The sequence below is a fragment of the Novosphingobium sp. FSW06-99 genome (assembly GCF_001519065.1).
Classification (GTDB): domain Bacteria; phylum Pseudomonadota; class Alphaproteobacteria; order Sphingomonadales; family Sphingomonadaceae; genus Novosphingobium.
Genome location: NZ_KQ954254.1, coordinates 174,094 through 185,520, shown reverse-complemented (window position 1 = coordinate 185,520; position 11,427 = coordinate 174,094). Strand labels below are relative to the sequence as shown.

General features: G+C 64.5%; 11 protein-coding genes. 3 read left to right on the top strand and 8 right to left on the bottom strand.

Annotation, left to right across the window (positions count from 1 at the left end):
- Positions 1-15: 15 nt before the first annotated feature.
- From AQZ49_RS07655 to AQZ49_RS22525, 5 genes are all read right to left on the bottom strand, one after another.
- Positions 16-702: a polysaccharide biosynthesis/export family protein gene (locus AQZ49_RS07655; protein ID WP_197410971.1), complete on the bottom strand. Its 687-nt coding sequence runs from the start codon at positions 700-702 to the stop codon at positions 16-18.
- A 142-nt stretch (positions 703-844) separates the two neighbouring features.
- Positions 845-1,978, bottom strand: a complete 1,134-nt coding sequence (locus AQZ49_RS07650) for a glycosyltransferase family 4 protein (protein ID WP_067614621.1) — start codon at positions 1,976-1,978, stop codon at positions 845-847.
- Positions 1,979-3,046: an EpsG family protein gene (locus AQZ49_RS07645; RefSeq protein WP_067614619.1), complete on the bottom strand. Its 1,068-nt coding sequence runs from the start codon at positions 3,044-3,046 to the stop codon at positions 1,979-1,981. It lies immediately after the preceding gene.
- Positions 3,043-3,843, bottom strand: a complete 801-nt coding sequence (locus AQZ49_RS07640) for an FkbM family methyltransferase (protein WP_067614617.1) — start codon at positions 3,841-3,843, stop codon at positions 3,043-3,045. The genes AQZ49_RS07645 and AQZ49_RS07640 overlap by 4 nt, the downstream gene beginning before the upstream one ends.
- Positions 3,840-4,112, bottom strand: a complete 273-nt coding sequence (locus AQZ49_RS22525) for a DapH/DapD/GlmU-related protein (protein ID WP_231739023.1) — start codon at positions 4,110-4,112, stop codon at positions 3,840-3,842. Before AQZ49_RS22525 ends, AQZ49_RS07640 begins: the two co-directional genes overlap by 4 nt.
- 45 nt (positions 4,113-4,157) lie before the next feature.
- Between AQZ49_RS22525 and AQZ49_RS22520 the strand changes: the two genes are divergently transcribed.
- Together AQZ49_RS22520 and AQZ49_RS07630 are read left to right on the top strand one after the other, a co-directional pair.
- Positions 4,158-4,403, top strand: coding sequence for a hypothetical protein (locus AQZ49_RS22520; RefSeq protein WP_197410969.1), 246 nt, complete (start codon positions 4,158-4,160; stop codon positions 4,401-4,403).
- The gene (locus AQZ49_RS07630) at positions 4,361-5,806 is read left to right on the top strand and encodes a lipopolysaccharide biosynthesis protein (RefSeq protein WP_082701640.1); all 1,446 of its coding nucleotides are present in this window, start codon (positions 4,361-4,363) and stop codon (positions 5,804-5,806) included. The genes AQZ49_RS22520 and AQZ49_RS07630 overlap by 43 nt, the downstream gene beginning before the upstream one ends.
- Here AQZ49_RS07630 and AQZ49_RS07625 read toward each other — a convergent pair.
- Positions 5,775-6,782, bottom strand: coding sequence for a glycosyltransferase (locus AQZ49_RS07625; RefSeq protein WP_067614611.1), 1,008 nt, complete (start codon positions 6,780-6,782; stop codon positions 5,775-5,777). The two genes, AQZ49_RS07630 and AQZ49_RS07625, sit on opposite strands and share 32 nt — an antisense overlap.
- Positions 6,783-6,952: 170 nt before the next feature.
- Here AQZ49_RS07625 and asnB point away from each other — a divergent pair, with 170 nt between their 5' ends.
- The gene (asnB, locus tag AQZ49_RS07620; protein WP_067614609.1) at positions 6,953-8,938 is read left to right on the top strand and encodes an asparagine synthase (glutamine-hydrolyzing); all 1,986 of its coding nucleotides are present in this window, start codon (positions 6,953-6,955) and stop codon (positions 8,936-8,938) included.
- On the opposite strand, the gene AQZ49_RS07615 is transcribed toward asnB, so the two are convergent.
- Together AQZ49_RS07615 and AQZ49_RS07610 are read right to left on the bottom strand one after the other, a co-directional pair.
- Complete coding sequence (locus tag AQZ49_RS07615) at positions 8,939-10,051, bottom strand: glycosyltransferase family 4 protein (RefSeq protein WP_082701638.1); 1,113 nt, start codon at positions 10,049-10,051, stop codon at positions 8,939-8,941. It abuts the gene before it with no gap.
- Positions 10,044-11,243 carry a glycosyltransferase gene (locus AQZ49_RS07610; protein ID WP_067614605.1) on the bottom strand — a complete coding sequence of 400 codons (1,200 nt, stop codon included), beginning with the start codon at positions 11,241-11,243 and terminating at the stop codon, positions 10,044-10,046. The genes AQZ49_RS07615 and AQZ49_RS07610 overlap by 8 nt, the downstream gene beginning before the upstream one ends.
- Positions 11,244-11,427 lie beyond the last annotated feature (184 nt).

The window sequence follows — 11,427 nt, the reverse complement described above, 5'->3', positions numbered from 1 at the left end:
GGCGCGGGTGTGCGGTTACAGGTTATGGAACAGCGCAAGCGCGGGCAGGCTCTGGAACAAGTCGCGATAGGTCTTGCGCACCAGATCATCGTCAACCACGATCGTGTCGCCGGGATAGACCACCGGATCGACCATTTTGCCATGGTGGATCGAGATCAGGTCAAACGCCGCCGCCACGGTCTTGCCACCCTGTTTGCGAAAGATTGCCACGCGGCGGGGGTTGCCGTTGTCTTCGTTCACCCCATGCGCCAGCGCAACGGCGCCCAGCAACGTGGTGCGGCCGGGCAGGGGATAGATGCCCGACTGGTTGACCCCGCCCTCGATCGTAATGTTGGTGCCGTTGGTGGTCACCACGCGCACGGTGATATCGGGATTGTTGAGATAGCGTTCCCCGTAAAGCTGCCGCAGCTTGCGGGCAAAGCTTTCGGGGCTCTGGTCGCGGACGCTGATCGCGCCGATCAGCGGCAGATCCACCTCGCCATGGGCATCGACCTGAAAATCGCCGCTGAGCTCGGTCACACGCAAGACCGTGACATGCAGCAGATCGAGCGGCCCGAGCGGTACGTCATAGGCCACATCGGCGATCGACGGACGATCGGGCACGCCCAGCAGCGCAGGGTTGTAGGGCAGCGATTTCTCGCGCGTGGTGCACCCGGCCAACACCAGGGATATCGCCGCAACGACAACGAGCCTGCTTGTCACCCCATCCCCCGTTTTGCCCAACGGCACAACACTTTGCGGCCCATCCCAGGAGCCGGCGCCCCTGTCCGGCGATGCCGCCAACCCATGCGCCTCTCTATGGGAAGCCCCTGCAAATTGCAAAGACTGGACAGCACCAGTTTGGTCATCGGCGCGCTATTACCCCCATATCAGCCAGCGCCGCGCGATAGAGCGCAACCACACGCTCGACCGAATAGCGGTCTTCGGCGATCCGGCGGCTGGCCTTGGCCATCGCGTGCCACTGCGTGTCCTCCAGCGCGAGCGCACGGCGCATCGCACGGGCCAGCGCCTCGCCATCGCGTGGGGGCACCAGAAAGCCGTTCTGCCCGTCGCTCACAACATCGCGGCAGCCCGGGCAGTCGGTGGTGATCATCGGGCGCCCCAGCGCAGCAGCCTCGACCAGCACGCGCGACAGGCCCTCGCGATAGCTCGGCAGGACGACCCAGTCGGCGGCGGCAATCGCATCGCGCACATCCTCGACCGGTGCGTGATACGTGATCACCCCTTCCGCGATCCACGCCTGCAGTTCTTCACGCGCGATTGCTGTGCGATTGGCCACGCCGACTTCGCCAATCAGCACGAAGCGGGCGGCGGGAAATTCGGCCCGTACGGAGCGCGCTGCCGCAACATATTCGCGCACGCCCTTGTCCGCCAGCAGGCGCGCGATCATCACAAATCGGCCGCCCGTCGCCGCGCGCGGGCCGGCCGGCGCAAAACGCGCAAGATCGATGCCGGAACCGGGCAGCAGCCGCACCTGATCCGGCCGCACCAGCCCGCGCTCGACGAACAGGCCCTGGTCATCGGCGTTCTGAAAGAACACGGTCGGGCATCGGCGCAGCGCGATCCGGTAGAGCAGGCTGGCCACTACCGTCAGCAGGGAACGACGGATGAACGCGGTGCCCAGCCCCGACACGTTGGGCAGCGCGGGCACGCCCGCCAGCCGGGCGGCGATCGCGCCATAGCAATTGGGCTTGATCGTCCAACTGAGCCAGGCCACCGGGCGATGGCGGCGGATCAGCCGGATCAGCGCGACCAGCGTACGCAGTTCCCGCCAGGGTGCGGTTCCGGCGGCATCAAGGTCGAGTGCGGCGCATTCGCACCCCATTGCCCGCAACCGCGCACACCATTTCGGATCGTCGGGCGAAACCGCCATCACGCGATACCCGTCGGCCAGCAGCGCGCGGATCACCCCTTCGCGAAAATTGACCAGGTTCCAGGCCTGGTTGGCCGACACCATGATGAGCGGGGCTGCCGGCATTCACATCAGGCCGAAAATGGCGTGATAGGGCACCCACAGCGGTGCATCGGTGGCCAGTACCAGCCACACCATCTGCACCAGCGCGGCGATCCCGATCATCACCGTGCGCACCAGAAATATGCCGGCGCGCGGCACGCGGAGCAAATCGAGCATGCTGCCGAACACCACCAGTTGCACCGGTGCGAAATACAACCCCACGCGATCGACCGCGGTCGACGACGGGCTGATGATCAGCGCGGCAAAGGTCAGGATGCTGGCCACGGCAAACCCCAGCCAGACCCTGCGCGCGCCGCCTTCGACCGGGAAATCGCGCCAGCGCACCAATAGCACCAGCGACGGCAGCAGGTTCATCAACAGGCGCACGGTCGCACCGGAGGATTCATAGGCCTGTTCGATATAGCCCTTTTCGAATTCGTCGATCCGCAACGACAGAATCGACACAAAGGCCACCGCACCAAGCCCGGTGATCACCAGCGCCAGCCAGCGTCGCCGCTGTGCAAGGCCGGGGCCAAACAGGGGAAAGACAATGCCCCCGGTCGAATGCAGACCGATTGCCAGGGCCAGTTCACCAATGATCGTGACCGGTCGCGCGCGGCCGAGCGAGGCGATCGCGATCATGATCATGCCGATCGCACCGGCCTGCCGGACATAGCCCATGCCCACCACGATCAGCAGATAGGGCACCGCCGCCAGGATCGCCAGCCAGGGTTCGCGCGTGGTCTGCGCCACCCGCACAGTGCCCACCGCGATCAGCGCGGCGCACAGCCCGTTGACCGGATAGATCCCTGCGTGCAGCTTGCCCGACACCCACAGCATGATGCCGAACACCGGATCGGTGAATTGGACCGCATCACGCAACGACCCCTGGCGCACCGCGTCATACATGTCCTGGTATTCCACCCAGTCGCCGCCGATCTGATAGCGCAAGGTGGCCACCAGCACATAGGCGACGACAAAGCCCAGAATCGCAAGGGACTGCATGGCACCCAACCGTTCACGCTCGGGGGTCAGCGGAAACAATAACGCCATGATCGCGACATAGCCGAACAGCAGCCAGTAAACCGTCATGGGTCAGAGCGATCAGAAAAATGGCGCGCAACGCAAAGATAGTTCATCGTGGCAAAAATCTCGCTGCGGCCGCCATCGTACGTCCACGGCACCAGTCCACCTGGCACAATTCGAAACATGTCATATCCATCGAAGCACTTTACAAAATCGGCCATATAGCTGCGAGAACTGATGTTATTCTCGCCGAATTCCATTTGAATTATCGACACTTTTTCTCTGCCGATCATGTGCGCAGCCCCTTTCAGGACAGCCAGTTCGTAACCTTCGACGTCAAGCTTCAGGAAATCGATCCGATCGATGCCATTTTCGGCACAAAAACCATCGATAGTGGCCACCGTGACAGTTTCGGCAAGCGCCGGATCGAACGGACGGATCGGACTTTGCAGATCGACCAGTGAAGCGATTGTCGAACCGGGTTCCGAAGAACGAAGCAAAGCGCTTCCCATGCTCTCGCCCATGGCGCAGCAATGTGCATGCACCCGGTCTTTCTGCTGCGCAAACCGCCTTTGCAACATGGCATGTGTCGCGCGTGCCGGTTCAAATGCATGCAGGTCACAGCCTGCCGGAAAGGCCGTCAGGCAGGCCTGGGCATAGTCGCCGACATTCGCGCCGACATCAAAGATGACCGGACGCACGGTATCGCGCAGACGCCGCGCAACCCAGGCAATCGCATCCAGTTCGCCGGTGTGCGCCAGATGCGATGCCCAATAATTCATGCCGATCAGCGAAACGCGATGCACCCGCTGCCAGAATCGTTGCATTGCGCGATGACGCAACAAGCGCAGCGGGCTGCTCATGCGGATTCTGGGACAGTGCGCCGGATCAACCGCGCGGGATTACCGGCGGCGAGCCAGCCATCGGGAACATCGCGATTGACCACTGCGCCCGCACCGATCACACAGCCCATGCCGATGGTAACCCCGCCAAGGATCACCGCACCCGCGCCGATCCAACTGCCATTGCCGATGCGGATAGGCCGGTCCGCATAGACACGGGCCGAAGGCGTTCGAAAACTCGCCGGATCGAGACCGCCATCGACCACCATGCAGCGCGCAGACAGCACCACGTCGTCACCGATCGTGATCCCGGTCCTGCCAAGCAGAAAAGTGCCATGATTGATCGCGCAATTCTGGCCAATAGTTACATTCTTGCGATTGACGACGGTAAAGTTACCGAAGACCGCAACCTTTCGACCGAATGTGCGATAGCCCTTGAAGGCAAGATACCAACGCCATATCAGGTCGCCCACAATGACATCTGCTCCCTTGACCTTTGGCGCGGACTGCGCGGATACGCGCAACTGTTCATCGGGGTATGGCTATATGGCTGGGCCACGCGTGCGGCAACGGTGATTTGACCATGCAACCGGATTTGCCGCCAAAGTCGAGGCTGGAGGCGCCCCTTGGCGCCAGGATGGTGCGCCAGATGTTTGGCGCCAGCATGGCCAGCCTGGCCATGCGCATCGCGGGTATGGGCAGCACATTCGGGCTTGGCGTGGTCCTGGCGCGGGTTCTGGGGCCCCGTGACTATGGCATTTACGGCCTTGTGATCAGCATCGTCGCGTTGACCATGAACATCGCTTTGCTGGGTATCCCGCAACTGGCGGTACGCGAATTGGCGGTCCTTTCGTCCAGGGGGCAGTGGCAACGTGTCAATGCCCTGTGGCACAGCTTTGCCCGCGCGACACTGATCGCATCGCTTGCAACAGCCGCGGTAACAATCATCGTCGCCGCGATCGTGCCGGCACCGGATCACGGCCGCCTGCCTGGCTGGGCGACGGGCGCGGTGCTCGGCATTTTCCTGACCCGATCCAGCCTGCAGGCTGCGGCGTTGCGGGGCCTCGGCGCGCTGTCTCGCGGACAGTTCATGGATCTGTGCGGACGTCCCTTTGCGGCATTGGCGGTCTGTGCGCTGTGCCTGCTGCTGCACATGAAGCTGGACGTCAATCACGCCTTGTCGATCCAGTTGCTGGTCGCGGCCGTGGCGGCGCTGGTGTCTGGCCATTGGCTGCGTCAGGTCGTGGCGGTCGGCGCCAGCGCCGACCGGATGAAGGCACCGCACGGGTCGGCCCAGCCCTTGCGCGATGCAACGCTGGACCGGGTCCAGACACAGTGGTGGCGCGCATCGCTACCGCTCGGCCTGGTCGATATCATGCGCCAGCTTGATGGAACCTATGGCCTGATATTGATCGGAACGATGGCGGTGGCAACGGATGTCGGCGTCTATCGCGTCGCACTTTCGTGCATCGCACTAGTCGCCATGCCCACCAACATTGCCCATGTCGTGATGGCACCCGGCGTCGCGAAACTTTATCGCAAAGGCGACAAGGCGGCGCTTCAGAAACTGTTGACCTCCGTAAGCCTGGCCATTTCTGCGCTATCGCTGGCGATGCTGGGCGGGCTGGTCATCATCGGGAAATTCGCGGTCATGCTGGTTTTTGGCGGCGCCTACGCCCAGGCCTGGGTGCCGCTGGTGCTGCTTTGTGCGGGGCAGATGCTCTACTCCCTGTTTGGCATGGGCCCCATTCTGCTGGCGATGTGTGGCGAGGAGCGTGCGCTTACAGCTATTTATGCGATTTCGCTGACGTGCGGCATCCTGCTGGCATTGTTGCTGGGCCATGCCTTCGGGATGGTCGGAGTGGTCGGTGGGCAGATGCTGTCGGGCTTTATGGTTGGGTGCTTGTCGGATGCCCGCGCGCGGGCGAAACTCGGCGTCGCATCCGCATTCTTTACGCGCGCCGTCCGTCCAGCCGTCGTTTGACGGCAACAAGACCTTCGGGGCGCAACAGGGTAATGGCAAACGCGCGTGCCAATTCGTGCAGCAATCGCCCCTGCGTCACCAGATACCAGACCGATCCCAGCAGATGGTACCAGCCACGCGCCATACGCCCTTCGTAGAAACGGCGCTGAGCGAGGGCCAACCGGCAGCGCCGCTGCGCGATCGTGTGCCAACGCGCATCCAACCGCCGTTCGCACGCAAGGGTGGCAATCGCGGCATGTGTGTTGTGACTACGCGAAAAGTTGCGCACCGCACGTTCGGCCGTCCGCGCGTCGCCGCTGTGGTTGGCCGCATGAAGGCGATAGCACAACAAGGGCTGATCGACATAGGCCATGGTGCCGGGCCCAGCGGCCAGCCAATAGGCAAGCGGCCAGTCCTGGTACAGATTGCGTGGATCGGGCCGTGCCCCGACCCACGCGGCAAACCGCGCCTCATCCAGATGGCTTCGCCGAAAGCTTAGTGCGCTGCCAAGCCAGACGTAATCGCCAAGCCCGAGAATGCCCGCGCGCACGGCCTCGCCACGCTTGCCGGGCGCAAGCGCGCCAAGCACCTGCCGGGGACGCGATGGATGACAAAGCCTGTCACCGGCTGCATTGATGAAATCCAGGTCGTGCGTCACCAGCACCACCCCCGGATCGCGAAATGCCTGGCGCACGGCGCCGAGTTTGCCTGGTTCCCAGATATCGTCACCGTCCAGCAGGCAGACGATATCGCCCCGTGACGCAGCTATTCCGGCGAGCATGGCCAGCATGACACCGCCATTGCTGTCCAACGCCACCAACCGCACACCTTCGAACCGCTCTATCGCAACCCGGCTCCCGTCGGTCGACGCGTCATCGACCACAATCACCTCGAACGGTCCGGCCTGCCGCTGAGCGAGTGCGGAACCGATAGCCGAGCCAATATAGGCATCGAGGTTGTAGCACGTGATCACAACGGAAATCAGTTCGTCGGCCACGCCAAACCCATTCCCTCCCACCCGCGAGTGCCCAGCGACGGGTGTGTTAAATCTGCGCAATCCGCAATCGACTGGCCTGCAAATTACTTTCGGCCAGGTCGTCGTCACATCTGCCATTTACGATCATCTGATTCTATAGGTCAGGTGACAAGCACGGGGAACCGAATTCTATGTGCGGCGTTGCCGGACTTCTGAGCAGCCGCACGCGTGTGGATGGCATGTTGCTGACCGCCATGACCGACCGCATGATCACGCGCGGGCCCGACAGCGCGGGCTGCTGGATCGCCGCCGATGCACGCATCGGGCTTGGCCACCGGCGCCTGGCCATTCTCGATCTGAGCCCTTCCGGGCACCAGCCGATGGTGTCGGCGTGTGGCCGCTATGTCATCGCATTCAATGGCGAAATCTACAATTTCCGCGATCTGGCGCGCGATCTCGACCAGGCGGGAAAAGCGCCCGCCTGGCGCGGTCATTCGGATACCGAAGTGTTGCTGGCGGCGATTGCGGCATGGGGTGTGCGCAGCGCTGTACAGCGCGCGGCAGGCATGTTTGCCTTTGCCGTGTGGGACAATCAGGCACGCACGCTGACGCTGGCGCGTGACCGGTTTGGCGAAAAACCGCTCTATTACGGATGGACGGCGGCGGGGTTTGCCTTTGCCTCGACGCTGGCGCCGATCCGCTGCCTGCCGGGATTTGCCAATCCCGTCGCGCCGCAGGCGCTGGCCGGACTGGTGGCGCGCGCCTATGTCCCGACACCCTTGTCGATCTATCGCCGGATCTACAAGCTGCCACCGGGATGCCTGCTGACCGTGGCGCATGATGCCGATGGCGCGCCGATGGACGAAGCGCCGATTGTCGGCGCGGCGGGGCCGGTGCGGCTGTGCCGCTGGTTTGCCCATGCCGACGAAGTGCTGGCGGGCGCTGCCGATCCGATCGCCGACGCGAACGAGGCGCTCGATCGGCTGGAGGCCGCGCTGGGCGCCGCAGTGGCGCGCCAGATGGTGGCCGACGTGCCGGTTGGCACGTTCCTGTCGGGCGGCATCGATTCCTCGCTGATCACCGCAATGGCCGCCGCGCGCAGCGATGGCCCGCTGCGCACGTTCTCGATCGGCTTTGCCGAGGCGGGCTATGACGAGGCACCGCATGCCCGCGCAATCGCCGCGCATCTGGGCACCGATCACCATGAACTGTATGTCAGCGCGGCCGAGGCGCGCGCGGTGATCCCAAGCCTGCCCGCGATGTACGACGAACCCTTTGCCGACAGTTCGCAGATCCCGACATTCCTGGTCAGCCAGTTTGCCCGCGCGCAGGCCACCGTCGCGCTGACCGGCGATGCCGGCGATGAACTGTTTGGCGGATACAACCGGCATCAGCAGTTTCCGCGCGTGTGGCGCCGCGTTGCGCCGTTGCCGCCGGCCTTGCGGCGCGGTGTGCTGGGCGTGGCAGGGATGGTGCCGCCCGCGTTGTGGAACGCACTGTGCGATCTGACCGGACGGCGGCGCAGCCGCGAATTCGGGCGCAATGCCCGGCGCGGCATCGGCATCATCGGCGCAGCCGGCGGCTTTGACGCACTGTTCGACAGCTTTCTCGACGATTGGCACGGCCTGCCCTCGCCACTGGCGCACCCGGTTGCGCGCAGCCTGCGGCTCGGCACCGACCCGGCGCTGGCCGGACTGCCGCTCGAACTGGCGATGATGCAGGCTGATGCGGTGACCTATCTGCCTGACGACATCCTGACCAAGGTCGATCGGGCGGGGATGGCGGTGGGCCTCGAAACCCGCATCCCGTTCCTCGATCCCGGCGTCACCGCCGTGGCGGCGCGGATTGCGCCGGAACTGAAATTCCAGGGCGGGACGGGCAAGCATATCCTGAAACAATTGCTGCACCGCCATGTCCCGCGAGATCTGTTCGACCGGCCAAAGGCGGGGTTTGCGGTGCCGGTGGGCACATGGCTGAAAGGGCCCTTGCGCGATTGGGCGGAAGACCTGCTGTCCGATCGCGCGCTGGCCGATGGCGGCCTGTTTGCCCCCCCCGTCGTGCGCGCCCGCTGGCAGCGCCATTTGTCCGGCCGCGAAGACGCGACACAGGCACTGTGGTCGGTATTGATGGTTCAGGCGTGGTCACGATCGGCCGGCGATGCACCACCGCACCCTTGATCAGGCGTCAGCAGTCGCAACCAGATCCAGTACCGCGCGATAGGCGGGCGCGATGGCAGAGCGTGAATAGAGCGCCACGGCATCGGCACGGCCCGCCGCGCCCATCCGTCGCCGCAAGTCCGCATCGCGCACGAGCCGTTCCAGCCGATCGACCCATTCGGCGTGGTCGCGCACCAGAAAGCCGCTTTCGCCATCGCGCAATTGCACCGCCGACAACGGCACATGGCTGGCCACGCAGGGCAGGCCTGCCGCCTGATACTGGATGATCTTCAGCCCCGCCTTGCCGCGTGTCCAGGCATCGTCGCGCAAGGGATAGATGCCGATATCGAGCGATTGCAGATCGCGTGCCTCGTGCGCGGCGCTCCATCGCACCACCTCGCACACGACGCCATCGATGGCATAATCGAAATTGCCGATCACGCGCAGGGTAAACGGCACGCGCCGGGCCAGCGCGCGCAAGGCCCCGGCGATGTCGTCGAGATAGATACGGCTGGAAAACGTGCCGGTCCAGCCGATCACGACGCGCGCGCCCGGCGCGCGCGCGCAGGATACCGGGCAGATGCGGTCGGTATCGAGCGAGGGGGGGATGCACCGCACCTGCCGCGCCAGGTTGCGCGCACGCGCGGGCCCGACCAGATAGGGCGAGGCGACGATCACCGCATCGGCGCGCGCCACCATCACCCGCGCCTTGCCCGCGCCTTTCAGCCAGCGCACGAGCGGATTGGGGTGGTTGTCGGCGCGCGGTTCTTGCCCGGCAACGATGTTGTCCTCCAGGTCATAGACCACCGCGCGCGCCAGCCGCAGCACCAGCCGTTCGAACAGCGCCGGGCCCAGCGGGGTGACCCACAGATAGACATAGACCAGATCGTATCGCCGCAACCGCCCCAGATCGGCCAGCCGCCGCGCGTAACCGCGCACCGTCCCCAGCACTTTGGCGCCGATGCCTCCCGGTTGATAGAGCACGCGCCACAACTGCCGATCGCAAAAGGGCGAAACATCGATATCCCAGCCCTGTGCGCGCCAGTCGTCGAAATAGGGTTCGTATTTCAGCCGCTGCCCGGCCGCGGTGTCGCGCGGAAAGGGGCACAGCACCAGCATGCGCCGCCTAGCCATGCTGCGCGATCCGTCGATAAATCGCGGCGTAGCGCTGCGCGCCGGTCTCTACCGAAAAATGCCGTTCGGCGACTGCCCGGCACTGTGCCGCAATCCCGGGCTGCGCACACAGCGCCAGCAGGCGATCCACGGCAATCGCACGCGCCTCGGGCGTAAAGGCGGTGAGCGCCACGCCCGCGCCTTCGCCCTCGAGAATTTGCGCCATGTCGCCCACCCCGACATTGCCCAGGCACGGCACCCCGCAGCCCAGATATTCGGCCAGCTTGGTCGGCGCGCTGGCCTGCTTGGAAAACACCGGGCTGATGATCGCGGCGCCCGCGCTCATCCGCCGGATCATGTCGGGCACGCCGGCATGGTCGGCTCCGGTGATCGTTACATGCGCCGGATCAATCGCACTGTCTGCCACCAGCGCGCGCACCCGGTCCTGTTCGGTGCGGTTGACCACCAGCAGCCGGGCATCGGCACGACGCGCACGGATCAGCGCAAAACAGGCCAGCACTTCGTCAAAACAATACCACGTACCGATCGAACCGACGTAGCCCAGCGTGAACACCGCCGGGGGGCCCGCCGTGGCCGGGACAAACCGCGCCAGATCCGCGCATGTCGGGATGACCGTGATCGGCGCCGTGGGCAGGCCGAACGCGGGATCGCCGCGCAGGATCGGGACCGATGCCGCGGTCAGCACAACGATCTCGCGCGATCGGCGCAAGGCCAGCCGTTCCAGCCGCTTGAGCACCCGATGGACCAGCCCGCCGCGCGCGAGGCTGCCCCCATCGACCCGCTCGTCGGGCCAGAACCCGCGAATATCGGAAATCAGCGCGCCCCGGCGGATCGTCACGGCGGGCAGGCACAGCACCGAACACAGGACGCTGCGCGCATGGAACACGCCGATCTTCCAGCGCAGCGCCAAAGTGATCGAAACCACCATGCCGACCGCCAGGTCGTACAGCGTCGAGACGATCAGCGGGCGTTTGTGGTACCGCAGCGGATGCCAGACGATGCCGGCGCGGGCAAACCGGGCCGCCACTGCCGCGCGACGATCGGCATCGCTCCAGTCGGCGGGTTTTTCATAACTGATCACATGAAACCGGCCGACATGGCCCAGCCGTTCCAGATAGGTGATCACCTGGCTCTGTCCCAGCGGCTCCAGCATGCCGTCATAACTGATGTACAGAGCGGCAACCGGCTGCATGACATTCCCCACGATGCAATACTGATAGCCATTGCACAGACCAAGACAAGCCAGACCAAAACAAACCCCGACCAAAACAAACATTGCCCAAACGATCTTGTAAATCCGATTGCGGCCAATCGCCTGGCGCCATATGACCCGACCAAGAGATGGAAAAAACAAATCAAGAACACAGTGCGCGATT

Excerpts from the sequence above, each read along its gene's own strand:
- AQZ49_RS07645 (WP_067614619.1), bottom strand. The coding sequence starts at position 3,046 with ATGACGGTTTACTGGCTGCTGTTCGGCTATGTCGCGATCATGGCGTTA.
- AQZ49_RS07615 (WP_082701638.1), bottom strand. The coding sequence starts at position 10,051 with ATGGCTAGGCGGCGCATGCTGGTGCTGTGCCCCTTTCCGCGCGACACC.
- AQZ49_RS07650 (WP_067614621.1), bottom strand. The coding sequence starts at position 1,978 with ATGCCGGCAGCCCCGCTCATCATGGTGTCGGCCAACCAGGCCTGGAAC.
- AQZ49_RS07640 (WP_067614617.1), bottom strand. The coding sequence starts at position 3,843 with ATGAGCAGCCCGCTGCGCTTGTTGCGTCATCGCGCAATGCAACGATTC.
- AQZ49_RS07610 (WP_067614605.1), bottom strand. The coding sequence starts at position 11,243 with ATGCAGCCGGTTGCCGCTCTGTACATCAGTTATGACGGCATGCTGGAG.
- AQZ49_RS22520 (WP_197410969.1), top strand. The coding sequence starts at position 4,158 with ATGATTGATCGCGCAATTCTGGCCAATAGTTACATTCTTGCGATTGAC.
- asnB (WP_067614609.1), top strand. The coding sequence starts at position 6,953 with ATGTGCGGCGTTGCCGGACTTCTGAGCAGCCGCACGCGTGTGGATGGC.
- AQZ49_RS07630 (WP_082701640.1), top strand. The coding sequence starts at position 4,361 with ATGGCTATATGGCTGGGCCACGCGTGCGGCAACGGTGATTTGACCATG.